We start from the raw sequence: 24,819 nt of genomic DNA on the forward strand, positions 1-24,819 counted from the left end.
GAGGATGGAGCATGATCGACATCATGGCGACCCAAAAATCGGGCATCGTATCACCGAAAGGATTTCAAGCGTGCGGCATTCATGCGGGACTAAAACGAAAACGGAAAGATTTGGCGCTGCTCGTTTGTGAACGACTAGCGAGCGCGGCGGCCGTCTACACGACAAACCACTTTCAAGCCGCACCGATTCAAGTGACAAAAGCGTCATTAGCCGAAACAAACAGCTATCTTCGAGCCGTGTTAATCAATAGCGGGAACGCGAACGCCTGTACAGGTGAACAAGGGCTAAAGGACGCCTACACGATGCGCGACATGACGGCAAAACATATAGGTGTAAAACCGGAAGAAGTGGCCATCGCTTCAACGGGCGTCATCGGTCAACCGCTTCCGATGGTCCCGCTCATAAACGGGATTGGTCATCTGCAACCGTCCAAGACATGGAAAGATGGACAATCGTTCGCTGAAGCCATTTTGACGACAGATACCGGGACGAAACAAACTAGTGTCCATTACAAAGAAGGGGAAGCGACCGTGACGATCTCAGGCGTCGCCAAAGGGTCGGGGATGATTCACCCGAATATGGCAACGATGCTCGGGTTTGTGACGACAGATGCGGTCATCGCACCGGAACTGTTGCAGCAGACATTAAAGAAAAGCGTCGACGCCTCGTTCAATAACATCACGGTGGACGGGGACAGCTCGACAAACGATATGGTCCTCGTCATGGCGAGCGGGGCAGTAGAAATGGAAGAAATCAAAGAGGGGACTTCCGCACACATCGCGTTCCAACAGGCTTTGACAGATGTATGTTTAGAGCTTGCCAAAGCGATTGCAAAAGATGGGGAAGGAGCGACGAAACTCATAGAAGTGAATGTCAGTGGCGCAACATCCGACCAACAAGCCAGAACGATTGCCAAGCAAATCGTCGGGTCCTCCCTGGTGAAGACAGCGGTATATGGACAGGATGCCAACTGGGGACGAATCATTGCCGCAATCGGCGCCGTCCCGTTCCCTGTGAACGTGGAGGCGATCGATATTCAAATCGGGAGTCAACTTGTTTTAAAGGACAGTACGCCTGTCTGGTTTGATGAGGCGTATGCGACCGAAGAGATGAGTCGGGACGTCGTCACCATCACAGTCGACTTGCATGGCGGGGAAGGGTTCGGTCAGGCATACGGATGTGACTTAACCTACGACTACGTCAAAATCAATGCGAGTTACCGGACATGAAGAAACGGAAAGTCATCAAACTTGGGGGCAGTGTCTGGGAGTCGATGACACCTTCGTACTTTGAAGAGTGGCGAGGATGGATGGAAGAAGGAAATGATCTGCTCCTCGTACATGGAGGTGGGCCGAAACTATCGGCTTATTGCATGTCTCAACAAATTGAACCGTTGTTCTTGGCCGGACGTCGCGTGACGACAGATGAGGTGTTGATCGGGGCTTGGCGTGTGTTGGCAGGAGAAATGCAGACGAACGTCGTGTCGACATTGGCTCGATATGACCTCAATGCGTTTGGTTTATCGGGGGTCGACGGGAGTGCGATTTTCGGTCAACCTCTGAATGGACTTGGGAAAGTCGGTGAGGTGATTTCGATTCGAAATGACGTGTTCGAACGGCTGATGGATTCCGGACATGTTCCGGTTGTGACATCGGTGATTGCCGGCGCGGAAGGACCGCTGAACTGTAATGGCGATGATTGTGCGGTGGCACTTGCCGTTTCGTTACAAGCGGATGAATTGGAACTATTGACCGATGTGAACGGTATTCGCATACACGGTGAATTTCAGACGACGCTAACTGAACGGGACATTCGAGAAGCCATCGCATCTGGAGAAATTGATGGAGGGATGGTGCCGAAAGTAGAGGCGCTATTGGCAGCAGTGGCAGGAGGGGTCAAAAGTGCCCGCATCCGAGATGGTCGTGACGCGACGCTCGCAGGGACAAGATTATGGGAGGGGAACTATGAATTCGCTGTTACCGACATACGGGAAACGAACGATTGAGATCGCGCAGGCGAGCGGGTCGTACGTGACGGATGTTTCAGAAAAGACGTACTTAGACTTTGTGATGGGCATTGCCGTATGTGGGACGGGACATCGTCATCCATACGTGCAGCAGAAAATTGAAGAACAATTGAACCGGGTGTGGCATACATCCAACCTCTATTTGATACCTGGTCAGCAACGTGTCGCTGAAAAGTTGACGGAAGGAACACATCTGACGCATGCCTTCTTTTGTAACAGTGGGACAGAAGCGAATGAGGCGGCCTTTAAGTTAGTCCGAAAGTGGACGCAGAAAACAAAAATCATCACATTCACGCAGTCGTTTCATGGACGTACATTCGCTATGCTCGGGGCGACTGGTCAAGAGAAGGTGAAACATGGATTTGGACCGATGGTGAGTGACTTTATTCATGCACCGTTCAACGATATGGAGGCTCTTGACTGGATCGATGATGAGACATCTGCTGTTTGGCTCGAGATCGTACAAGGTGAAGGCGGTGTGGTCGTCGCGGATCCCCTGTGGTTGCAGGCCTTACAGGAAGCAGCTGACAAATACGATGTCAAAATCGTCGTCGATGAAGTGCAGACCGGCATCGCGCGTACAGGGACACGTTTCGCATACGAACAAACACCGCTCCGTCCTCATATCATCACGTTAGCGAAAGGATTGGGGAGTGGCATTCCGGTCGGCGCAATATTGACGACGGCGGAAGCGGCGACGGTCTTTGGTCCTGGGAGTCACGGTTCGACCTTCGGTGGAAATCCAGTGGCGATGGCTGCGGCAGAAGCGACACTCGATGTCCTCTTCACACCCGAGTCTCTTAAGCATGTCACAGACATGGGAGATTATTTGAAAGAAGGACTCAGTCGCTTCGTGGATGGAGAACGTTTCGTCGAAGTGAGAGGACTTGGGCTGATGATTGGGCTTGTCTCGACAGAACCGGTAGCAGACTGTGTCACAGAATTGGCAGAGGCGGGTTTATTGGTCGTCATGGCGGGGCCGCACGTCATCCGCTTCCTGCCTTCACTACTGGTCACGAAATCGGAGATTGATGAAGCATTGACGAAACTTGAACAAATCTTACAGAAGGAGGGCGTCGTATGAACGGAAGCATCAGCTTAATGAACGGGAAGTACTTTACAGGAACATGGGAGACGAGTGCGCGACACGCAAGTGGTGAAGTCGTGTTCTTCACCGGGATGACGGGCTATCAAGAAGTGTTGACCGACCCGTCATATGCTGGACAGATCATCGCGTTCACTTATCCGCTGATCGGACAATATGGACTGGAATCAGACGGGAGCGAAAGTGCTCGCATTCAAGTGGCCGGCGTCCTCGTGCAATCACTTGCCGATTCTGGGGATCAGTCTGACTTAAAGGATTGGTTAGAGCAGGAAGGGATTCCGGTTCTGTCACAAGTCGATGTGCGTGCACTCGTTCATGTGTTGCGTGATGAAGGCGATCAGTTTGGAATGATGGCAGCGGACATACATGAAACGTTGGAAGTTCCAGATCTTCGTCATCTAACAGAGCGCGTCACAACAACGTCTATCGTTCAGGAAGGGAACGGAGAGAAAGGGCATATCGTCTGTCTCGACTTCGGGGTGAAGGCGTCGATGATTGGTGAAATGGTGAAACGTGGGTATCGTGTGACGAGTGTTCCGTACCAGACGTCAAAAGAGGTCGTCGAGGCATTGCGACCGGATGGGATTTTAGTATCGAACGGGCCCGGGGACCCGCGAGACCACATCGGGCAGATTGAAGTCATCCGGGAATTGGCGTTATCGTATCCGACCCTCGGGATTTGTATGGGGCATCAACTGCTCGCGCTCGCGTTCTGTTGCAAGATTGAAAAGCAAACATACGGACATCGTGGCTCGAATCACCCGGTCCGAAACGTCAAGACGAACGAAGTATGGATGACGTCGCAAAATCACGGTTATGTGGTCGCGCGTATGAGTATCGAACAGAGCCCGCTTGAACTGCTTTATGAGAACGTGAACGATCACTCGGTGGAAGGGTTGATTCATCCGAATGCATCCATTTTCACGACACAGTTCCATCCGGAGGCGAGTCCCGGACCAACGGACGCGCAGTCCGTCTTCGACCGTTTTGATGAAATGATTCAGCAAGGAGTGAACGTGTATGCATAAAAAAGTACTCGTTATCGGATCGGGACCCATCGTGATTGGGCAGGCCGCAGAGTTTGATTATTCCGGAACGCAGGCGTGCCAGGAGCTTCGTGAAGCCGGTTGTGAAGTCGTCTTATTGAACTCCAATCCTGCCACAATCATGACGGACCCAGGAATGGCGGACGCGACGTATATTGAGGCGATGACCGTTCAAAAAGCGACCGAGATCATTGAAAAAGAACGTCCGACGCACGTCCTTGCGACGGTCGGGGGACAGACGGCGTTGAACTTGGCTCTTGATCTCGAGGAAGCTGGCGTGTTGACCCAATATGGAATCGAACTGCTCGGTACATCACTCGACACGATTCGTGACGGGGAAGACCGTGAGCGGTTCAAACAAAAGATGGAGCTGTTGAACGAGCCGATCCCGACATCGACGACGATTGAGACGATTGAAGAACTGACAGCTTTCATTGAGACGACCGGTGTTCCGCTCATCGTCCGTCCGGCGTTCACGCTCGGTGGGACCGGCGGTGGGATTGCGATGACGGAGGATGAGGCGTACACGATGGCGCGTCGGGGTCTTGAGGCAAGCCCGATCTCACAATGTTTGGTCGAGAAGAGCATCGCTGGCTATAAAGAATTTGAATATGAGGTCATGCGTGACGCGCTCGGAACGTGCATCATCGTCTGCAACATGGAAAATATCGATCCGGTCGGTGTGCATACGGGGGACTCCGTCGTGTTCGCCCCGGCACAAACCTTATCGGACCAAATGCATCAGACGTTACGGAGCGCTGCGTTTCGAATTGTATCCGAACTTGGTGTGATTGGTGGATGTAACATTCAGTTCGCAGTTCATCCGACGCAATCAGAGTACTACGTGATTGAAGTCAATCCTCGTGTCTCTCGGAGCTCGGCCCTTGCGTCAAAGGCGACCGGTTATCCGATTGCCAAAATTGCGACACGTCTCGCTTTGGGTGAACCGTTAGATCACTGTATCAATCCAGTCACAACGAATACGATGGCGAGCTTTGAACCGGCACTTGATTACATTACGGCGAAAGTACCCTGTTTCCCGTTCGACTTGTTCGCGGAAACAGAACGCGCACTCGGACCACAGATGAAGGCGACCGGTGAGAGTATGGCGATGGGAAAAACGTTAGAAGAAGCGTTACAGAAGGCATGGCGTGGTGCCGGAATCGAACAGGCACCGCTTTATCCGAAGTGGATGCAGGGAGCCACAGTCGACGTATTGATGGGCGAAGTCGAGGCGCCGACCGATCGTCGATTGCACGCTTGTATCGCCTTGCTCGACCGTGAGTTGATGTCGGCCGATGCATTACAGCAGATTACGGGCATCACCCCTCACTTCATTCACATGTTAAAACGACTCATTCAGATGACGAAGGAAGATTTGACGAATCCGGTCCAGTTGCTTCAAGCGAAGCGACTTGGGTTCACGGACGCGCAAATTGCCGCCGTGATGCACATGCAAACCGAGGAGATCAAGGTGTTCCGAGAGGCGGCCTCGATTCAACCGGTATATCAGATGATTGATACGTGTGCGGCCGAGTTCGAAAGCAAGACCCCGTATTTTTACGGTTCATGGCACGGGACGTCCGAAGTGAAGCCGAGTGAAAAACGGAAGGTGGCCATCATTGGGGCAGGTCCGATTCGAATCGGACAGGGCATCGAGTTCGATTACAGTTCGGTTCATGCGGTCTGGGCACTTCAAAAACTTGGCATCGAAACGATCATGATCAACAACAACCCGGAGACCGTATCGACGGACTTCTCGATTGCAGACAAACTGTATGTCGAACCGCTGACGAGTGAAGATGTCATGCACGTGTTAGAAGCGGAAGGGTGCCGCGATGTCTTAATCCAGTTCGGTGGACAGACGGGTATTGCCCTCGCTCATGATTTAGAAGCGGCGGGGTATCACTTGCTCGGTGCATCCGCAGACACCATCGACCAAATGGAAGACCGGGAACGTTTCTATCAATTCCTTGATTCGATTGAAGTCGAACACATCCCGGGTGAAGAAGTCACTTCCCCGACGCAGTTGCAGGAAGCCATCCAACAGTTAGGCTATCCATGTATCTTGCGCCCGTCCTACGTGATTGGAGGAAAGGGCATGTTACTCATTCATTCAGAGGAACAGTTAGCAGAGGTGTTACCGAACCTTACCTATCCAACGCTAGTCGACCAATATGTCGCAGGGCGTGAGCTTGAAGTGGATTGTGTAACGGACGGGGAAACGGTATATGTGCCCGTCGTCCTAGAACAAATCGAAGCAGCGGGTGTTCATTCCGGAGACTCGACGATGATCTTGCCACCGGTCGAGACGAGTCCCTCGATTCAAGGGAAAGTGGAGTCGATTGCGAAACGAATCGGACGGGCGCTCGATTATAAGGGAGCTCTGAACATTCAGTTCGTATTGAAGGAAGACACAATCTACGTCCTTGAAATCAATCCACGTGCGTCGCGGACCGTGCCGATTGTCAGCAAAGTGACGGGTGAACCGTTAATCGAATGGGCGACCTACGCGGCGTACGGTCTCGCATTGAACGATTTCGTTCCGACACATCCCTCGAGATTGACAAACTATGCGGTAAAGACTCCAATCTTCTCGAACGTCAAACTGCCAGGCGTAGACCCGATGACAGGTCCGGTCATGCGTTCGACAGGCGAGACACTTCAATTCAGTTCACATTCATATGTGCCGGAGCGCTTTACGTATGATGCGGTGACAACACGGGTGATGAATCGTCCGCAAATCGTATTCGGGAAAGGTTTTGAACACGTCGGAAATACACCACTCGCAGACGTCATTGATTTTCAAGATGTCGCCGTATTGTTCTCGGATGCGGCTGACGAACGAGCAACACGTGAAATCGCCGTTCGCCATGGGGTGCATATCATTTCGTCCAAACAGTTAGCTCAGTATTATCAGATGAGTCAGTCACGGACCGGCAATCCGGTTCAGTCTTTGCAATCCATTCAAATGAGAGAGGGAGTAGCCAAATGACAGTGAAGACGATACAACATTTTTTAACGATGGAGGAATTGACACCGGATACGCTCGATTCGTTGATGCAATTGGCACACGAAGTGAAACGTTCACCTCAATCTTATGCAACGGCGCTGACAGGGAAGAAAGTCGCATTGCTATTTGAAAAGGCATCGACACGGACGCGTATGTCATTTGAAGTCGGGGTCGTCGAATTAGGTGGATACCCACTCTTTCTCAGCGGTCAAGATTTGCAAATCGGGCGTGGTGAACCGTTGACGGATACGATTCAAGTGATGAGTCGGTATGTGGACGCACTCATGATTCGGACGTATGCGCATGAAACGGTGGAGACGTTGGCACAACACGGGTCAATCCCAATCATCAATGGATTGACGGACTTGCATCATCCGTGCCAAGTGCTCGCGGATTTATTGACGATTGAAGAGCGGTTCGGGAGTCGTGCCGGAAAAGTGTTGACGTATATCGGAGACGGCAATAATATGGCACATTCGCTTATGATCGGTGGGGCACTGAGTGGGATGCATATCCGCATCGCCTCACCAAACGGATACACCGTTGATCAAGGCATGTATGAGAAAGCGAAGAAGTTTGCTGAATCAACCGGAGGAAGCATCGCGTTGTTCGAAAACCCATCGCCTGCTGCGAATGAGGCAGATATTGTCTATACTGACGTCTTTGCAAGCATGGGGCAGGAGGGAGAAGCAGAGGAGCGGCTGATGAAGTTTAACGGTTTTCAAGTGAATGAAGAGTTGATGGCACTTGCGAACCCCGACGCCATCTTCCTTCACTGTTTACCGGCGCATCGCGGGGAAGAAGTGACGGCTGAGGTGATCGATGGACCACAGTCATGGGTATTCGATCAAGCCGAGAATCGTTTACATGCACAAAAAGCACTGATGCTGACATTGTTAACGTAACAACAAAGGGTGACACGCCACGTGTCACCCTTTTCGTTATAAGAACCTTGCCAATAATCCAAAGACGGCCAGTCCGATAATGATGTAGAAAAACCACTTTCCATCCCCGGAATGAATGACAGGGGGCGTGTACGAACGTTGCTTATACTTCCCGTAGCGCATCGGGCGCGTATACGGGACGGTGAAACGTGAGAGTGGGATGGCAAGTAAGAATCCGGCCAAGAACCCGTACACATGTCCCCAAAGGGAAACGTTCGAACCAATCAATGTGAAAACGGCACTGATGGCGACGAAGATGTAGACCAAGCGGGCATCTTGGCTGTACATCAACGTGCGACGGAAACGACCGATGAATACGTAGAATCCGAGAATGGCCAAGATGGCGCCTGACGCCCCGGCCTGTAGATAAAACAAGTTGCTGACAGTGAAATACGTGAGCAGGTTGGCGAGCGCTCCAGCGAATACATAAAACAAGGCAAATTTCACGTGTCCGACCATTCGTTCCATCGCTGGTCCGAAGATGATCAGTGCGAACGAGTTGAACAGCAAGTGACCGAGACTCAAATGAATGAAGTTGGCCGTGACCAAGCGGTACCATTGTCCGTCCGCGAGTGCCAAATGGAACGACCCTCCCGTCGCCACGATTCGTAAACCAGGTGCGAAAGAATCGATGACAAACACAAGGAGTTGGATTACAATGAACAGCGTTACGAGTGGATATGCCCGTACAAACGTTTGAACATTTTCCGTACGACTAAACATAACATCACCTCTTTCCTCAATTGTATAAGGAAACGGGGAGAAAAGGAAAGGAGCGAGTGTCCCGTGATTGTAGGAATTGGAGTCGATATCGTCGAGCTTGATCGGATGGCTCGCTCGATGAAACAACCACGTTTTTTAAAACGGCTGCTCACCGATGCGGAATATGAATTGTCTCAACAGTATCCGCTCCCGCGTCAAATCGAGTTTGTCTCGGGTCGCTTTGCTGCAAAAGAAGCTTACGCCAAAGCAATCGGGACTGGCATCGCACACGGGTTATCGTGGCGTCATATTGAAATTTTACCGGATGAGACGGGTCGACCTGTCATGACCGCACCGTTTACGGGGAAGATTCATGTCAGCATCAGCCATAGTCAAACATACGCCATCGCACAAGTCATCTTAGAAGAGGAGGGACACCATGTTTCGTCCTAGTCGAATCGAGATTGATCGGGCGTCCATCGCCCATAATATAAAAGAATTAACGAAACGAATTCCGCAGGACCTCATGGCAGTCGTCAAAGCGAACGCCTACGGACACGGGGCCGTCGAAGTGGCGAAAATTGCCCTTGAGAACGGAGCGACGATGCTCGGGGTCGCGTTACTCGAGGAAGCGCTCGAACTCCGCGATGCGGGAATCGAAGCACCGATTCTCGTCATGGAAGCGCAATTCCCTGAATATGCCGGAGTGGCGGCAGCACAAGGAATCACGTTGTCTGTTTTTTCTGCTGAATGGTTACAAGAGGCTGCTCCTTATATAGAAGAAAAGCCGTTAACGGTTCATATAAAAGTCGATACCGGAATGGGGCGTCTCGGGTTGCGAACCCGTGAACAGTTAGATGCCTTACTTGAAGAAGCGACCGATTCGTTTGTGGTGGAAGGGATCTACACCCACTTCGCAACGGCGGATGAGCTCGACAGCGATCTGTATTATACACAGCAAGAGCGGTTCGAGCGTTTGATGGATGGGCTCCACGAGCGGTTCCGCTATATCCATACGTCGAACTCGGCCGGTGCGATCCGAATGGCCGGACAAGATGTTTCTTATAATCTGGTTCGTGTCGGCATCGCGCTCTATGGGTTATATCCGTCACATGAGATGGAGACGTTCTATTCGTTCCTGCGCCCGGCCTTCACGCTAAAAAGTCAGCTCATGCAGGTGAAGCGGCTAGAGGCAGGTCAGACCATCAGTTACGGTGCGACGTATACAACGTCAGCCGATGAATGGATTGGTACCGTTCCAGTCGGATATGCGGACGGGTGGTTACGAAAGGCGAGCGGGTTTGAAGTGGAGGTCAATGGGATTCGTTGTCCGATTGTGGGACGCGTCTGTATGGACCGTTTCATGATCCGGCTTCCAAAAGAGTTTCCGGTCGGGACGGACGTGACCCTTGTCGGTGGAAACGTCGCCATTGATGAACTCGCCTCATATCTTGGGACGATCAACTATGAGATCGTTTGCCAATTCACGAGCCGATTGCCACGTCTTTATGTGTGAATCATAAATCGTGTGAAATTATCTGAATTCTTTCTCGATTTCTCTATATTTTCCCATTCCCGCGTGTTATATTGATAAAGAACGCGGGAGAATTTCCGCCAGTCCATGAAACGATTCTGGAGGTGTAAGATGTTGAAGCAGCGAACTGCGGGTGCGCTAGCGTCCGTCCCAGATCGGTTCTCGCAACAAGGGGGTCCGATTTCGATGAAAGACCGTGAAACACTGTCCTTGAACGATGTAGTGACATACTTGTCTAAAGAAATTGCTGATCGACAACAAACACTGCGTGAAGAATTGGCGAAAGGCTATCAAGAGATGGCCGCGTTTAACTTGAATATGGCAGAAGAGATGCTAATGATTGAAACCGAAGCCGAACACGCTCTCTTACGTCAAGTAAGTGGGGTGTGAGCAGCGTGATCGTAAAGCGTGGTGACGTGTTTTATGCGAATCTGTCGCCCGTAGTCGGCTCAGAGCAAGGTGGCGTTCGACCCGTTCTGATCGTACAGAACGACATCGGCAATCGCTTTAGCCCGACCGTCATTGTCGCTGCGATTACAGCTCAGATTCAAAAAGCAAAACTGCCGACTCATGTGGAAGTATATCAAGAGAAGCATGGACTCGAACGAGACTCTGTGATTTTGCTTGAACAGATTCGAACGATTGATAAGCGTCGTCTGACGGATAAAGTCACTCATCTCGATGATGAGACGATGCATAAAGTGGACAGAGCGCTAGAGATCAGTATGGGATTGATCCCTCTCTAGCCTTACATAGATAAGACTGGTACATAGGTATCGGTCTTTTTTTAAACTTTTTTTAAAAAAGTGGTTTAAGATTTTGTCAGAGGGGAATTTAAGTTAATCGTACTCAATTTTTCTGTACGGACATTTAGGAGGGAATAGACGATGGATTTAGCGATTCGCGAGCAAGTCATTGGAGAACAATTACACCTTTACGTATCCGGAGAAGTGGATACATATACTGCACCAAAATTGAAAGAAGTATTGCATCCGGCCATCAGTGAACAAGATGTGGTCGTTCATTTAGACGAAGTGGAGTATATGGATTCGACAGGTCTTGGAGTGTTCGTCGGGGCATTGAAAATTGCCACGCGTAACGAAAAAGAGTTGTCACTTGTCGGAGTCACAGACCGAGTCAATCGTCTATTCGAATTGACGGGTCTTCACAAACTTCTTTCTATTAATTCGAACGTAAGAGGTGGCACGCAATGAACAATGTTGAACAGACGGTCATGACGTTCCCGGCCAAACCCGAATATGTCGGTGTGGTTCGATTAGTCGTTTCAGGAATCGCTAACCGTATGGGATATACGTACGACGAGATCGAGGATATTAAAATCGCGGTCTCAGAAGCATGTGGCAACGCTGTCCAACATGCTTATGACGATCATCAAGATGGAGAGGTCAAACTCGCTTGCGGCGTCTATGCAGATCGTCTTGAAATCACGATTGAGGATTCCGGCAAGACGTTCGCAGATGATGTGAAGCGTCAAGCCGCTCCGGTCGAAGAAACGACCGAAATTGAATCGCTCCATGAAGGAGGACTTGGTCTCTTCTTGATCGAAGCATTAATGGACGATGTCTCGATCAATAAAGACAGCGGTGTCAAAGTGACGATGACAAAACTCCTCAATAGGGACGAGGTGGATCAGAGTGCCAGCAAAATCTCAACAACGCCATCACAGTGATGACGAGGTACTAGAGTGGATTGAACGCTATCAACAAGACGATCAAAACGAAGAAGTGCAAATGCTCCTCATCAACCGCTATTCTGACCTCGTTGAAGCACTCGCGCGTAAATTCTCGCGTGGCCGTGCGATTCACGACGATCTTGTGCAAGTTGGGATGATTGGGTTACTGGCGGCACTTCGTCGATTTGACCCGGAATTTGGTCGTAGCTTCGAGTCGTTTGCTGTCCCGACCATCATCGGGGAAATCAAACGATTTATTCGTGACAAGACGTGGAGTGTCCACGTACCGCGTCGAATCAAAGAACTCGGACCAAAGATTAAAAAGACGGTCGAAGAGTTGACGACCGAATTACAACGTTCGCCACGAATCGATGAGATTGCCGACCACCTTGGCGTGTCCGATGAAGAAATTCTCGAAACGCTCGAGATGGGCAAAAGTTATCAAGCCTTGTCGGTTGATAGTTCAATCGAAGCGGATAACGAAGGTAGTACGGTCACATTACTCGACTTGGTCGGTAGCCAAGAGCGCGGGTATGAATCGGTCGACCAGCGCCTCATTCTAGAAAAGGCATTCAATGTCTTAAACGAGCGTGAACGCGCCATCTTGGAATGCGCTTACTATAAGAATATGAGTCAAAAAGAAACAGGAGAACTTCTTGGAATCTCGCAGATGCATGTCTCCCGTTTGCAACGGCGAGCACTCGAAAAGCTGCGTGAAGCCATCAAGGTTCCACTCAATGAAGTATTCTCAAGCGATGACTAATCGAGTCATCGCTTTTTTGTTTGAATGTTTGCTACACTTTGAAAGAGATCAAAAAAGGAAGTGATTCAAGTGATTACGAAAGTGGCTAACGCGTTAAACTTGAAAGTGAACCAAGTCGAGACGGTTCAGCAGCTCGCATCTGAAGGGGCGACGATTCCGTTCATGGCCCGGTATCGGAAGGAAATGACGGGAAATTTGGACGAAGTTGAAATCAAAGGAATCTTGGATGCTCTTCAATATGAAGAGAGTCTACAAAAACGCAAGGCGGATGTCATTGCTAAATTAGAAGAGTTGGAAAAATCCACGCCTGAATTATCTAGAGCGTTAGAGGCGGCGACTACGCTTCAACAAGTAGAAGACATTTATTTGCCGTATCGTCCAAAACGACGTACGAAAGCAGAACAGGGACGCGAGAAAGGACTGCAGCCGCTTGCGGATTGGTTCCGGGACAAATCACCCTATTCTTCAGACAAGGTAAAAGAACTCGCTCAAGACGTCGAGGTAGAGGAAGCGTTGCCGCTCGTCCATGCCATCATCGGTGAAGAATGGGGAGAGGAAGCGAAACTGCGCCAGATGCTTCGTGACCGCGTACGCAAAGAAGGACTTTTGCGCTCGAAGAAGAAAAAACAAGCGGAAGACGAAAAAGAGATTTTTGCGCAGTATTATGAATATGAAGAGAAGATTGCTGGCATTGTCCCACACCGTGTACTCGCCTTGAACCGTGGGGAACGTACGGACGTGCTCCAGGTGAAAGTAGTGTTCGACGAGACGCGTTTCATGGATCAAGCCCTCCGTACATATGAACGACTTCCGAAAGAAAAACGTGAGGTTGTCGAGACGGCTGTGACGGAGGCGTACAAGAAGTCGGTCTTCCCGGCTATCGAACGGGAGATTCGTGGGGAGTTGACGGAAAAAGCAGAAGAGCAGGCGATCGATGTCTTCTCGAAAAACTTGAAACAACTCTATATGCAGCCGCCCCTTCGCGAGGTCGTCGTCTTAGGGATCGACCCGGCTTATCGAACTGGTTGTAAATGGGCAGTCGTCAATGAAATCGGAAAAGTCGAAGAGGTCGGTGTCTTCTATCCGACGGCACCGAAACATGATATCGCCGGCGCTGAAAAAGTACTGACGAGACTCGCGAAGAAATATCCAATCTCGGTTATCGTCGTCGGAAACGGAACCGCCTCACGGGAGACGGAACAATTCGTCGCCGACTGGTTGAAGAAAGCGGAACGCGATATTGCTTACGCGATTGTGAACGAAGCGGGGGCAAGTGTCTACTCGGCATCGGAAGTCGCACGAAGTGAATTCCCGGATTTGAAAGTTGAGGAACGGTCAGCCGTTTCGATTGCACGTCGAATTCAAGATGCGATGGCGGAACTTGTCAAAGTCGACCCGCAATCAGTCGGTGTCGGACAATATCAGCATGACGTCAGCCAGAATAAACTGAAAGCCTCCTTAGAGTTCGTCGTCGAGAGCGTGGTCAACATGGTCGGAATCGATGTGAACCGTGCTTCCGAGTCTTTATTGACGTACGTCTCAGGACTCAATAAAACGACGGCGAAAAATATTGTGGCATATCGTGAAGAGAATGGACGCTTTGAAACGAGAAAGGAAATTAAGAAAGTACCTCGTCTTGGAGCGAAGGCGTTTGAGCAGGCGGCTGGATTCTTACGGATCATGAACGGGAAGGACGTTCTCGACCAGACAGAGATTCACCCGGAAAGCTATCCGCTCGCGTTATCCATTTTAAAAGAGATCGGATCTTCAAAATCAGAGGTCGGTACGGCTGCGCTTCGAGAACGATTGCAACAAGTCGACGCTAAAGCCTTGAGTGAAGAACTAGAGGCGGGGCTTCCGACAGTTGAAGACATTTTGAAGTCATTAGCTAAACCAGGGCGTGACCCGCGAGAAGATATCCAGAAACCATTACTACGCACGGACGTCATGAGTCTCGAAGACCTTCAAGTAGGTATGGAATTCCAAGGAACCGTTCGAAACGTCATTGATTTTGGCGCGTTCGTTGACATTGGGGTGAAACAGGATGGTTTAGTCCACATTTCGAAATTATCGAATCGATACGTGAAGCATCCATTAGATGTCGTGGCGGTTGGTGACATCGTGACCGTGTGGATCGAACAAGTCGATGTGAATCGTGGACGGATTAGTTTAACGATGCTTGCACCGAGCGTTAAATAAGAAGAAACTCGAATCAGGTAAAATGTTTTTCATTTTACCTGATTTTTTTTAGAAAAAGTGTTGACGGTCTTTTTGTGCCGTGATATCTTATAGAAGTCGCCGAGAGACGGCACGCGAAATAAACGTTTTTCTAAGAAAGTGATTGACAGGTTTCTGGTTTGCGGTTACAATATAAATCGTTACTTCGATAATTTCAAGCAACGTTCCGCAATAGCTCAGTGGTAGAGCAACCGGCTGTTAACCGGTAGGTCGTAGGTTCAAATCCTACTTGCGGAGCCATTTTATTTTGGAGACGTACCCAAGAGGCTATAAGGGGCTCCCCTGCTAAGGGAGTAGGCTGGGAAACCGGTGCGAGGGTTCGAATCCCTCCGTCTCCGCCACTTAAAATTACTTAGAAGACACATACACTGGCCCGTTGGTCAAGCGGTTAAGACACCGCCCTTTCACGGCGGTAACACGGGTTCGAATCCCGTACGGGTCACCATATATGGAGGATTAGCTCAGCTGGGAGAGCACCTGCCTTACAAGCAGGGGGTCGGCGGTTCGATCCCGTCATCCTCCACCATTTCAAATAAAAACGTAATCTGGTCTTGTGGTGTAGGGGTTAACATGCCTGCCTGTCACGCAGGAGATCGCGGGTTCGAATCCCGTCAAGACCGCCATTTACGTTGGGCTGTAGCCAAGTGGTAAGGCATCGGATTTTGATTCCGACATGCGAAGGTTCGATCCCTTCCAGCCCAGCTTTTTATTTGAGTCATTAGCTCAGTTGGTAGAGCATCTGACTTTTAATCAGAGGGTCGCAGGTTCGAGCCCTGCATGACTCACCATTTTCTTTTTTAACTTTATACGCTGCGGTCGTGGCGGAATCGGTAGACGCGCTAGGTTGAGGGCCTAGTGGTGGTTAACACCGTGGAGGTTCAAGTCCTCTCGACCGCACCATATGCACCCTTAGCTCAGCTGGATAGAGCGTTAGACTACGAATCTAAAGGCCGGGAGTTCGAATCTCTCAGGGTGCACCATTTTAACGGGAAGTAGCTCAGCTTGGTAGAGCACTTGGTTTGGGACCAAGGGGTCGCAGGTTCGAATCCTGTCTTCCCGACCATTTATTTTTTTGGTCTTTGAAAACTGAACGATGAGGCAAAAAAAGTTTTACAATTTTTGAATGAAGCGCAAGCTTCGTCAATTTAAGAGCTATATCAAATTCTTTGGAGAGTTTGATCCTGGCTCAGGACGAACGCTGGCGGCGTGCCTAATACATGCAAGTCGAGCGCGTGCGGACGGGATAAGTGCTGAAAGCATCTAAGCATGAAGCCCCCTCCGAGATGAGATTTCCCTTTGAGCAATCAAGAAAGACCCCTCAGAGACGATGAGGTAGATAGGTCATGGGTGGAAGCGTGGCGACACGTGGAGCTGAATGATACTAATCGGTCGAGGCTTTGATCTAGTCTATGGTTTGTGTTGATGAATCCTCAGTTTTCAGGGAACAAGCCCTGTAGAGTCTGGTGGCGATAGCGAGACGGCCACACCCGTTCCCATGCCGAACACGGAAGTTAAGCGTCTCAGCGCCGAAAGTAGTTGGGGGATCTCCCCCTGTGAGGATAGGACGTTGCCAGGCAACAACGCAGGACGACCGAGCATACGCTCGGTCGTTTTTTGTTTCTTTGAAACTTTATCCCTTCTTTTTCGTACTAAGTATGAGAAAGAGGGGATTGTTTTGTATATTCGATTAGCCACTTTAAAAGATGTTTCAGGGATTACGAAAGTTTCAACTGCAAGTTTTCAACAAGAAGCACTTTCTTTGCAATTGTCTGAGAGAGATTTGAATGTTGAACCGCCGGGATACGATCTCGAGGCGATGACACAATATATGATTGAAGAGTTAACATGCTATGTCATTGAGCAGGACAAACACATCGTTGGGGCAATCGTCTTAACCCTCACAGGTGATGACTATGCACGAATCGATCGTGTTTTTGTACATCCTGATAGGCAAGGGCAAGGAATCGGTAAAGCGTTGATACAATACGTAGAAGCTCAATCTCCGCATGTACGGATTTGGGAGTTGGAAACATCGACACATCAAACAAGAAATATTCGTTTTTATAAACAATTAGGATTTCAAGTCGTATATGAGTCAGAAGATGAGGTATGTTTCGTCAAACGAACAAAAGCAAAACCGAGTACGCATTGCTTTGAAGAACAGTCATGTGAAGGTTGGCAAGCGTATGGGGTAAACGCGAGTTTTTTGGCGGTCACAAATAGTAATGTCTCGTCACTTGCTGCGAGCAACTGTAATTTCAGTCAAAGCCTTTTTCGGAACATCAATTTCCGGAATAGTACGTTCAGTGATTTAAATTTGACAGGCTCGCGATTCAATTTTGTGACGATGCAAGAGAATGGACGTACTGTTCAAATGCATCATTCGAATCTGAGAGGTGCTACATTTAATCAATGTGACCTGACGAATGTCACGTTGACAGGATGTGATGTCGAAGGCATGACGATAAATGGCGTTCCAATCGACACTTTAATCAGTACAAAGAGAGGGGAAACATAATGGGAAATTTTCAGCAGACCCAATTAGACTTACAACAGCGTATCGCAGAGCGTGATCGACTTGTTCGTAAGCAAGAGATACTAAACAAACAGTTGAACGAGCATGAGACGGTACGGAAGGCACTACTCAACACATTCACGAAAGAACAACGTGATGTGTATGACCTTGAAGAATTCTCGCTCGTCAACACATGGCGAAAGTTACGAGGCACGTTTGATGAACAACGGACAATCGAAATGGAAGAGGCTGCTCGCGCTGAACTGAAATTACGAGAACACGAGGCGATGATTGACGAATTGACGCTCGAACATCGAGAATTACAAGAACAGCTCGAGGTTTATGAGGGCATCGACGCTGAGTGGGAGACCTTCTTAGAAACAAAAGAATCCCATCTTGCGAAAGATCCAGCTATTCGCCGAGACCTACACCATCTCACGAATCAACAAGCCGAAACGAATGAACTTCTTATCGAGTATCGGGAAGCCATCGTTGCCGGTAAGGCGGCGCGATCAACGATTGCAAAAACACTCAAACATCTAGATAGTGCGAAGGGGTGGTCGACGTATGACACGTTCTTCGGGGGTGGCTTGATTGCCACAGCAATGAAACATGAGGCGCTAGATGCTTCCGAGCAGACGATGCACGAATTACAATCTGCGTTAGAGCGTTTCTCCCGTGAATTAGCGGACGTGCAAGGGATTGTTCAGGAGTTGCATGTCGATCGAGGTTCACTCATTCAGTTCGCAGATTACTTTTTGGATGATATTTTTTCAGAATGGACGATGCATGGACGAATCAATGATTCCTTAGATCAAGTGAACGGACTGGATAAGGAAATCAGTCAGCTGATTGCTCGTATGACGAGACAAGTGGAAACGTTAGAACAGAAGCTTGACGAGACTGAAGAAAAAAGAAGACAGCTCATCCTGACACGATGAGCTGTCTGTCATTATATTTATAGTAAGGGTTCTTTTGCTTAGTTCAAGGAGAGTGAAGAGAAAATGAGTAAAACGATGGTATTTCTTATTAGAGGGATGGCAGTCACCGGGGCGCTATTGATTTTATCGATTCCATTTTTCTTTAGTTCTCCCATATCGACCACTCTGATCATTGTCAGTTCGATTTCGTTGATTGCCTTTGTGATGTTTACTGTTTCAGCAATCAGGCTTCGAAAACGGATAGAGGATGAATGACGTGTATTTGTTTTTATGAAACAACAAAATTACCAAAAGGGGGAGAATCATGGAACAACTGATTGAGGGTATCGTACAAAGCGTGAGACCGGATCAACGAACGCTGATTGCTATCTCCGGACACGGGGCAGCCGGAAAATCGACGTTGGCAGAAAAATTACGGGAACGACTCGGTGATATAAACCTGCTTCACACAGACCCGTATATTACAGATTCACAGTTGCGGAAACAAACGATCCTCACGTATCAACACGATGGAACGACCCATCAGTATAAGATGACGGCGTGTCATCCGGCCGCACATCATCTGCTCTCACTCGAGCGAGATGTCCGTATGATTCGGGAAGGGATTGGGTTTTATACGATTGATGTCCCCTATTTAGAGCGGACATGGATTGATCCGGAGAAGCCAATCACGATTATTGAAGGGATGAGTGTCGCATTCCTGGATCTTTCATCTTTTGATCAATCGATTTATCTCTACACAGACGGGGAGACTGAGTTCAAGCGACGTTCGCATCGTGATATTCAGGAACGGGGTATGGAGCTGGACTACTTACACGCTTCACATGTAGAGCGACGTCTGCAATATGAATTGTTCATGCATCCGTATCGCCACCACTTTCAAACTATCGTCAATACGAGTAAGGATGGAATTCAAATTGAAAAAACCGCTCACGAGGAACGGTGACTGAGTAGCGTATCTTCAACGCCAAAGTGATTTGACGCTCTCGAACTCGTCGGCACATTTTTCAATCGATTTGAATCAAAACTCTTCAACGAATGGATTCAGGCGATTCTCTCCGAGTTATCGATTCCAAGATATGTACTTTACACTTCAGAATTAGAAGAAATGAGCACGGTAAAATTATTAAAGAAGGGAGTACCTTACTTTGGAAAAACCGTTACTGTGGATTATAGCGGGTGTAACCCTCGTCTTTTTATTGATGGCTACTCAACTATTACTACCCGTTACCTTTCAAGAAATTTTTTCGATTTTACTAGTATCGATTGTTATAGGATCAATCATAGGTGTGATTGCTTCGATTTTGCATCACTATATTATGACTAGAAAAGAAAAAACTAGCTAAAAACATAGTAAAAAAGTCCGGAAAAGAGAATGGAAAAGAATCTTATTCGGAGCTTTTTGATCGATTAACGAATGCTACACATCATCTTAAAAAGTTATCACCGCTCACGAGGAGCGGTGACTGCGTAACGTATCTTGAATGCCGAGACCGAGCTGTTCCTGTTCGCGCTCGAGCTGCTCCCAGGTGAGGGAACGATGACGCAATTCGACGTCGGTCGCCATCGATTCGAGCGTTCGCTGGGTCTCGATGTTGTCGAGCCAGTAGTAGAGGTCGATCCCGTCTTCATGTAAGCGCCAAAACGATTTGACGACCTCGAACTCATCGGCCCATTCTCCGACCGGCTTGAATCCATACTTTTCAACGAATGGATACGGACGTTCTTCCCCGAGCGGGTCGATTACGTTTCGGACGAACATCGGCTCAAGTCCAGCGTGAGCGGTCGCATCGAGTAATCGTTTCAGTTCAGGCATCGGTTCGATTTCGATGTGTTCGATTACATCAAACCAAACTCGTTTGATGTCCTTGTCCCACAATGTAGCCTCTATACTATACGGGGCGCCGGCAGAAGAGGGTGCGTACATCGTCAACTCGAATGAAAACGGAACGTCCTCTTTCGCTCCAGGCTCTAATACAAGCGATAGTGGAATCGGGACTTCTTGAATATCAGCTTCTCGATTGAACTCGTTTCCTTCCATGGTGATGTCTTTGAACGTCGTCAAGAAGGTCAGGGTGAGTTCCTGTAATCGAACGACATTCGTTGTCGGGTTGGAGACGTGCAACGTACCCGTCACGGTCTGCTTCGGAATGAGTGCTGCCGGGTCAAACGTGATCTCGGCTTCGATCTCCGAAAAGAACCATTTCTTGAATCGATTTCCCCATTTGGACATGGCGGTCGCGCCCCTTTTCTCTGATAGTTTATGCTGTTATATCTGTTCCCGATTCCATTTTTGAAAAAACATTAAGAAAATGGTTGCTTTTTATAACTGTCTCGCTTATTATAGAGGATGTCGAAACAATTCAAACCATCGCGGGGTGGAGCAGTCTGGTAGCTCGTCGGGCTCATAACCCGAAGGTCGTCGGTTCAAATCCGGCCCCCGCAACCAATTTTTATTTAATTTCATATGTCGTCGCGGGGTGGAGCAGTCTGGTAGCTCGTCGGGCTCATAACCCGAAGGTCGTTGGTTCAAATCCAGCCCCCGCAACCAATTTTTAAATGAGATAGCGAAACGATAGCGTTTCGTGTTTTTTTTTGCTTAAAATGAAGTGTACAATGAGTACGTATGAGAAGTGAAAAAGGAGAACCATTCATGTATACATTGATTACGCATTCTGCGGCGGAGACGCAGGCGGTGGCAGAACGTTTGGCCACACTCGTCGAAGCAGGGACGGTCATCACGTTAAACGGTGACCTCGGTGCCGGCAAAACGACGTTCACACAAGGGTTCGCAAAAGGACTCGGTGTCACGCGGAACGTCAACAGTCCGACCTTCACCATTATGAAACAATATAAAGGGCGATTGCCGCTCTATCATATGGATGTCTATCGTCTCGAAGATACGGGGGATGACATCGGTCTTGAGGAATATATCAACGGTGATGGTGTCGCCATCGTCGAGTGGTCGAACTTGATCGAGTCCTCCCTCCCGGAAGAACGCTTGGCCATCACGATTGAACGGGTCGGCGACGAAGAACGTAAACTGACACTTGCTCCGACGGGTGAGCGTTACGTTCAAATCGCCAAGGAGGTGCTCGCATGAAGCAATTGATGATTGATACGGCGACGACACGTTTGTCAGTCGCGTTAAGTGAGGCTGGAGAGATTCAAGCCGAAGCGACGGTAATGGTCTCAAAAAACCATGCGGTCACACTCATGCCGATGATTGAACAGCTCATGGCAGCGGTCAAGTGGACACCGAACATGCTCGAACGCATCGTTGTCACGACAGGACCCGGGTCGTACACGGGAATTCGGATTGGAGTGACGACAGCGAAGACACTCGCCTATACGCTCAATCTTCCACTCATCGGTGTATCTGCCCTTCAGCTCATGGCAGCGGCCCCGAATACCGATTTGCCGGTCGTTTCATTGATTGACGCGCGCCGTGGCAACGCGTATATCGGATATTATCAACACAACAAAGCACTAACACATGATCAGCACGCCTCCGTCTCAGATTGGTTGCGACTGAATAGTCAAGGGCGCTTCCTTGTCGTCGGAGACGTGGAACCGTTCCGTGACGTGTTAAGTGAATATGACTATATCGAAGCACCGGCTGCCCATCGATATGGGCGTGCGAGTGATTTGGTCGTCTTCAGCGATGAGACGAGCGATGTTCACTCGTTTGAACCGGAGTATTTGCGACTCGCCGAGGCGGAAGCGAAATGGTTAGAGGGACAAAACAATGGCTGACGTGAAAATTCGTCGGATGACGTGGCTTGATGTCGAGGAAGTGACGAAAGTCGAAGAAGCGTCGTTCGCCATCCCGTGGACAAAAGAGGCGTTCATGAATGAGATGCTTCGAAATGAACAGGCCATTTACTTTGTCGCGGTCCATGACAAACGGGTCGTCGGGTTTGTCGGCGTTTGGACAATCGTCGATGAAGGACATATCACAAACATTGCCGTCTTACCTGAGTTTCGTGGACAGGGCATCGGCAATCAATTGTTAGCGGAACTTGTCGCGTTCGCCAAGTCAAAAGGACTCGTCGGATTGACGTTAGAAGTCCGCGTGTCGAACGTTGGCGCGCAAAAACTATATGAACAGTTCGGTTTTATGCAAGCCGGTCGGAGAAGACGCTACTATCAGGATAATAATGAAGACGCCTATATTTATTGGGCGAAGTTAGGAAGTGAGTCAGAATGAACACATCACTGATTCTTTCGATTGAGTCGAGCTGTGACGAGACGTCTGTTGCGCTCGTCAAAGACGGAAAGACGTTATTGTCGAACGTCGTCTCTTCTCAAATCGAGAGTCATAAACGATTTGGTGGCGTCGTCCCTGAAGTGGCGTCTCGTCATCATGTGGAGCGCATCACGTACGTGATTGACGACGCATTGAGTGAGGCCGGCGTGACGATGGAAGACGTCGATGCGGTCGCGGTCACACAAGGACCGGGTCTTGTCGGTGCCCTTCTCGTCGGAATCAGTGCGGCCAAGGCGTTGGCATTCGCCCATCAAAAACCGCTCATCGGTGTCCACCATATCGCCGGACACATTTACGCGAACGAACTCGTCGAAGAGATGCAGTTTCCGCTCGTCTGTCTCGTCGTTTCAGGGGGACATACAGAACTCGTCTATATGCCAGAACACGGTGTCTTCGAAGTCATCGGAGAGACACGTGACGACGCGGCAGGTGAGGCATACGATAAGGTCGCGCGCACACTCAGTCTCCCATATCCGGGAGGTCCTGCGATTGACCGCCTGGCAGCGGTCGGGGAAGACACGTACAACTTCCCACGCGTTCGTCTCGAACCGGGTAGCTTTGATTTCAGTTTCAGTGGTTTGAAGTCATCGGTCATCAACGCCGTACACAATGCGGAACAACGGGGAGAGACGGTCATCCCTGAAAACTTGGCGGCGAGCTTCCAGGCGAGTGTAGTCGAAGTGCTCGTCGAGAAAGCGATTCGTGCCGTGAAGGAAAAAGGGGCGAAGCAATTGCTTGTCGCGGGTGGTGTCGCGGCGAACCGTGGCCTCCGCACAGCGCTTCAAGAAGCTGCTACAGCTGAAGGAATTCAACTCGTCATTCCACCGCTTGACCTCTGTGGGGACAATGCGGGCATGATCGGGGTGGCGGCACATCACGCGTATGTGCGCGGTAAGCGCGATACACTAGCGATGAACGCGGTTCCTGGGTTATCCTTAGAAGAGAGCATGACAGTCTAGGGGGAAATAGAGACATGACGAAACGCATCATCATCGGAGGGCTCATCGTACTACTCGTCGTTGCGACGTTCTTACAAGTACGTGAGATCATCCGCGCTTACAATATCGCCTATCAAGAGGAGATTGTTCCAGAAGAGACACGAGTGAAGTCACTCACTGGAGAAGAGGCATTAGAAGGTATCGGTCGCGTGACCGGAGAGAATACGCTCATCAAGTCACTATATGGCTACACAAGTGTCGTCGATCAAGAGCCGGAGCGTGTGATCGTCGTCGATCGCAATCTCGGGGTACAACCAAAAGCGAGCGATGCTTATTATGAAATCGAGCGGGGTCGCGAGGCAACAGAAGAAGAAGCGGCGAAGTTTGATGATTTGATCGAGGAGCTCGACGAACAGCAACTGTTCGCGCAAGTCATCTCGACGCATGAGGCACGTTATGTGACGAATGGCGAAAAACCGATGACGTTCTATAAAGTGTTCACACGTGACGTCGACACGAACGAGGCTGTCTTCTTTATCGCTGAAGACGGGACGAAGCTCGACTTCCATACAATCGGATTCCAACCACTGCGTTACTTCTAACAAAAAGGTTCAGCCACGAGGCTGAACCTTTTTGAGTGCTTCAAGTTGTTGAAGGAATGTATGGGCGAACGCGAGACATGCTTCCTTTTTTTCATCCGTATCCGGGTCGAATTCAATCTTGAGCGCAGGAACAAGAATGTTCGCACCGGCAGTTTGAAAGGCTTGCTCGACGGTATCGACGGCTGCACAATATTTGGGATAATCCGTGTCCCCTGAACCGAAGGCGGCACACGGCAAACCGTTTAGCGACGATTCTTCCAAATCATATACGAAATCCTCGGCCTCATACGGAACATCTCCGTCTCCCCACGTATACGTACCGAGTATGACTGCATCATATTCGGCGAATTGCTCGATACGTAAGGATTCCAAATCGTCAGATATCGATACATCGTGTCCTGCGTCCTGCCATGTATGTCGAATCAGATTCGCGATGTCTTCCGTATTGCCAGACATGCTCACGTACCCAATCAATAGTTTCATTGTCAT

General features: G+C 49.5%; 25 protein-coding genes, 12 tRNA genes, 1 rRNA gene and 1 other annotated feature. Of the genes, 35 read left to right on the plus strand and 3 right to left on the minus strand.

From position 1 onward, the window contains the following. Nucleotides 1-11 precede the first annotated feature (11 nt). From argJ to argF, 6 genes are read left to right on the plus strand one after another with little or no spacing between them, the layout of a single operon-like run. Entirely contained in the window at nt 12-1,229 is a 1,218-nt protein-coding gene (argJ, locus tag GVY42_RS12370; protein WP_159563377.1) for a bifunctional glutamate N-acetyltransferase/amino-acid acetyltransferase ArgJ, read from the plus strand. Continuing rightward, nucleotides 1,226-2,005, plus strand: coding sequence for an acetylglutamate kinase (argB, locus tag GVY42_RS12375; RefSeq protein WP_159563378.1), 780 nt, complete (start codon nt 1,226-1,228; stop codon nt 2,003-2,005). Before argJ ends, argB begins: the two co-directional genes overlap by 4 nt. Further along, complete coding sequence (locus GVY42_RS12380) at nt 1,965-3,110, plus strand: acetylornithine transaminase (protein WP_159563379.1); 1,146 nt, start codon at nt 1,965-1,967, stop codon at nt 3,108-3,110. Before argB ends, GVY42_RS12380 begins: the two co-directional genes overlap by 41 nt. Beyond that, nucleotides 3,107-4,159 carry a carbamoyl phosphate synthase small subunit gene (locus tag GVY42_RS12385; protein WP_159563380.1) on the plus strand — a complete coding sequence of 351 codons (1,053 nt, stop codon included), beginning with the start codon at nt 3,107-3,109 and terminating at the stop codon, nt 4,157-4,159. The genes GVY42_RS12380 and GVY42_RS12385 overlap by 4 nt, the downstream gene beginning before the upstream one ends. Continuing rightward, the gene (gene carB, locus GVY42_RS12390) at nt 4,152-7,172 is read left to right on the plus strand and encodes a carbamoyl-phosphate synthase (glutamine-hydrolyzing) large subunit (RefSeq protein WP_159563381.1); all 3,021 of its coding nucleotides are present in this window, start codon (nt 4,152-4,154) and stop codon (nt 7,170-7,172) included. Before GVY42_RS12385 ends, carB begins: the two co-directional genes overlap by 8 nt. Continuing rightward, nucleotides 7,169-8,095 carry an ornithine carbamoyltransferase gene (gene argF / locus GVY42_RS12395; protein WP_159563382.1) on the plus strand — a complete coding sequence of 309 codons (927 nt, stop codon included), beginning with the start codon at nt 7,169-7,171 and terminating at the stop codon, nt 8,093-8,095. The genes carB and argF overlap by 4 nt, the downstream gene beginning before the upstream one ends. Before the next feature lie 36 nt (nt 8,096-8,131). Here argF and GVY42_RS12400 read toward each other — a convergent pair whose 3' ends face one another. After that, on the minus strand, nt 8,132-8,857 hold the full coding sequence (locus GVY42_RS12400; protein WP_074034859.1) for a rhomboid family intramembrane serine protease: 726 nt from the start codon (nt 8,855-8,857) through the stop codon (nt 8,132-8,134). Between the two features lie 63 nt (nt 8,858-8,920). On the opposite strand from GVY42_RS12400, the gene acpS reads away from it, so the two are divergent. The 22 genes from acpS (at nt 8,921) to GVY42_RS12510 (ending at nt 19,466) form a co-directional block, all read left to right on the plus strand. Next, nucleotides 8,921-9,289: a holo-ACP synthase gene (gene acpS, locus GVY42_RS12405; protein WP_074034857.1), complete on the plus strand. Its 369-nt coding sequence runs from the start codon at nt 8,921-8,923 to the stop codon at nt 9,287-9,289. After that, nucleotides 9,276-10,352: an alanine racemase gene (gene alr, locus GVY42_RS12410; RefSeq protein WP_159563383.1), complete on the plus strand. Its 1,077-nt coding sequence runs from the start codon at nt 9,276-9,278 to the stop codon at nt 10,350-10,352. The genes acpS and alr overlap by 14 nt, the downstream gene beginning before the upstream one ends. A gap of 129 nt (nt 10,353-10,481) precedes the next feature. After that, nucleotides 10,482-10,760 (plus strand): hypothetical protein, encoded by a 279-nt coding sequence (locus GVY42_RS12415; protein WP_074034853.1) that lies wholly within the window; start codon nt 10,482-10,484, stop codon nt 10,758-10,760. Nucleotides 10,761-10,765: 5 nt separating this feature from the next. Continuing rightward, nucleotides 10,766-11,116 carry a type II toxin-antitoxin system PemK/MazF family toxin gene (locus tag GVY42_RS12420; RefSeq protein ID WP_026824472.1) on the plus strand — a complete coding sequence of 117 codons (351 nt, stop codon included), beginning with the start codon at nt 10,766-10,768 and terminating at the stop codon, nt 11,114-11,116. A 141-nt stretch (nt 11,117-11,257) separates the two neighbouring features. Further along, on the plus strand, nt 11,258-11,584 hold the full coding sequence (locus tag GVY42_RS12425) for an STAS domain-containing protein (RefSeq protein WP_015880558.1): 327 nt from the start codon (nt 11,258-11,260) through the stop codon (nt 11,582-11,584). After that, a complete protein-coding gene (gene rsbW, locus GVY42_RS12430) occupies nt 11,581-12,060 on the plus strand; it encodes an anti-sigma B factor RsbW (RefSeq protein ID WP_074034849.1) in 480 nt (159 codons plus the stop codon). The genes GVY42_RS12425 and rsbW overlap by 4 nt, the downstream gene beginning before the upstream one ends. Next, nucleotides 12,026-12,826, plus strand: coding sequence for an RNA polymerase sigma factor SigB (gene sigB, locus GVY42_RS12435; RefSeq protein ID WP_015880560.1), 801 nt, complete (start codon nt 12,026-12,028; stop codon nt 12,824-12,826). The genes rsbW and sigB overlap by 35 nt, the downstream gene beginning before the upstream one ends. Nucleotides 12,827-12,895: 69 nt before the next feature. Then, nucleotides 12,896-15,025, plus strand: a complete 2,130-nt coding sequence (locus GVY42_RS12440) for a Tex family protein (protein WP_159563384.1) — start codon at nt 12,896-12,898, stop codon at nt 15,023-15,025. A gap of 204 nt (nt 15,026-15,229) precedes the next feature. Beyond that, nucleotides 15,230-15,304 (plus strand) — tRNA-Asn (locus tag GVY42_RS12445). A 9-nt stretch (nt 15,305-15,313) separates the two neighbouring features. Continuing rightward, nucleotides 15,314-15,405, plus strand: a tRNA-Ser gene (locus GVY42_RS12450). A 29-nt stretch (nt 15,406-15,434) separates the two neighbouring features. Next, a tRNA-Glu gene (locus tag GVY42_RS12455) sits at nt 15,435-15,509 on the plus strand. A gap of 5 nt (nt 15,510-15,514) precedes the next feature. Next, nucleotides 15,515-15,590: transfer RNA gene (locus GVY42_RS12460), tRNA-Val, on the plus strand. 21 nt (nt 15,591-15,611) lie between these two features. Further along, nucleotides 15,612-15,687, plus strand: a tRNA-Asp gene (locus GVY42_RS12465). 7 nt (nt 15,688-15,694) lie between these two features. Then, nucleotides 15,695-15,766: transfer RNA gene (locus GVY42_RS12470), tRNA-Gln, on the plus strand. A 10-nt stretch (nt 15,767-15,776) separates the two neighbouring features. Further along, nucleotides 15,777-15,852, plus strand: a tRNA-Lys gene (locus GVY42_RS12475). 24 nt (nt 15,853-15,876) lie between these two features. Continuing rightward, nucleotides 15,877-15,964, plus strand: a tRNA-Leu gene (locus tag GVY42_RS12480). A gap of 3 nt (nt 15,965-15,967) precedes the next feature. Next, nucleotides 15,968-16,044, plus strand: a tRNA-Arg gene (locus GVY42_RS12485). 6 nt (nt 16,045-16,050) lie between these two features. Beyond that, nucleotides 16,051-16,127: transfer RNA gene (locus GVY42_RS12490), tRNA-Pro, on the plus strand. Between the two features lie 94 nt (nt 16,128-16,221). Further along, nucleotides 16,222-16,457, plus strand: a sequence feature (23S ribosomal RNA rRNA prediction is too short). Between the two features lie 66 nt (nt 16,458-16,523). Beyond that, nucleotides 16,524-16,640, plus strand: a 5S ribosomal RNA gene (rrf, locus tag GVY42_RS12495). Between the two features lie 99 nt (nt 16,641-16,739). Continuing rightward, nucleotides 16,740-17,582, plus strand: a complete 843-nt coding sequence (locus GVY42_RS12500; RefSeq protein WP_159563385.1) for a GNAT family N-acetyltransferase — start codon at nt 16,740-16,742, stop codon at nt 17,580-17,582. Then, entirely contained in the window at nt 17,582-18,520 is a 939-nt protein-coding gene (locus tag GVY42_RS12505; RefSeq protein WP_159563386.1) for a hypothetical protein, read from the plus strand. The genes GVY42_RS12500 and GVY42_RS12505 overlap by 1 nt, the downstream gene beginning before the upstream one ends. A 304-nt stretch (nt 18,521-18,824) precedes the next feature. Continuing rightward, nucleotides 18,825-19,466: a uridine kinase gene (locus GVY42_RS12510; RefSeq protein ID WP_074034841.1), complete on the plus strand. Its 642-nt coding sequence runs from the start codon at nt 18,825-18,827 to the stop codon at nt 19,464-19,466. Nucleotides 19,467-19,970: 504 nt separating this feature from the next. On the opposite strand, the gene GVY42_RS12515 is transcribed toward GVY42_RS12510, so the two are convergent. Beyond that, nucleotides 19,971-20,753 (minus strand): sporulation protein, encoded by a 783-nt coding sequence (locus GVY42_RS12515; protein WP_159563387.1) that lies wholly within the window; start codon nt 20,751-20,753, stop codon nt 19,971-19,973. Nucleotides 20,754-20,892: 139 nt separating this feature from the next. On the opposite strand from GVY42_RS12515, the gene GVY42_RS12520 reads away from it, so the two are divergent. From GVY42_RS12520 to GVY42_RS12550, 7 genes are all read left to right on the plus strand, one after another. Next, nucleotides 20,893-20,969 (plus strand) — tRNA-Met (locus GVY42_RS12520). A gap of 25 nt (nt 20,970-20,994) precedes the next feature. Next, nucleotides 20,995-21,071 (plus strand) — tRNA-Met (locus GVY42_RS12525). Nucleotides 21,072-21,173: 102 nt separating this feature from the next. Beyond that, complete coding sequence (tsaE, locus tag GVY42_RS12530) at nt 21,174-21,623, plus strand: tRNA (adenosine(37)-N6)-threonylcarbamoyltransferase complex ATPase subunit type 1 TsaE (protein ID WP_015880566.1); 450 nt, start codon at nt 21,174-21,176, stop codon at nt 21,621-21,623. Continuing rightward, nucleotides 21,620-22,276, plus strand: a complete 657-nt coding sequence (gene tsaB / locus GVY42_RS12535) for a tRNA (adenosine(37)-N6)-threonylcarbamoyltransferase complex dimerization subunit type 1 TsaB (RefSeq protein ID WP_074034836.1) — start codon at nt 21,620-21,622, stop codon at nt 22,274-22,276. Before tsaE ends, tsaB begins: the two co-directional genes overlap by 4 nt. Beyond that, entirely contained in the window at nt 22,269-22,730 is a 462-nt protein-coding gene (rimI, locus tag GVY42_RS12540) for a ribosomal protein S18-alanine N-acetyltransferase (protein WP_074034834.1), read from the plus strand. Before tsaB ends, rimI begins: the two co-directional genes overlap by 8 nt. Further along, on the plus strand, nt 22,727-23,749 hold the full coding sequence (gene tsaD / locus GVY42_RS12545; RefSeq protein WP_074034832.1) for a tRNA (adenosine(37)-N6)-threonylcarbamoyltransferase complex transferase subunit TsaD: 1,023 nt from the start codon (nt 22,727-22,729) through the stop codon (nt 23,747-23,749). The genes rimI and tsaD overlap by 4 nt, the downstream gene beginning before the upstream one ends. Before the next feature lie 14 nt (nt 23,750-23,763). After that, entirely contained in the window at nt 23,764-24,330 is a 567-nt protein-coding gene (locus GVY42_RS12550) for a hypothetical protein (protein WP_074034830.1), read from the plus strand. Nucleotides 24,331-24,339: 9 nt separating this feature from the next. Here the strand turns inward: GVY42_RS12550 and GVY42_RS12555 are convergent, their stop codons facing one another. After that, the gene (locus GVY42_RS12555) at nt 24,340-24,813 is read right to left on the minus strand and encodes a flavodoxin (RefSeq protein ID WP_159563388.1); all 474 of its coding nucleotides are present in this window, start codon (nt 24,811-24,813) and stop codon (nt 24,340-24,342) included. Nucleotides 24,814-24,819 lie beyond the last annotated feature (6 nt).

The organism is Exiguobacterium sp. 8A, from assembly GCF_902506275.1.
GTDB classification, from domain to species: domain Bacteria; phylum Bacillota; class Bacilli; order Exiguobacteriales; family Exiguobacteriaceae; genus Exiguobacterium; species Exiguobacterium profundum.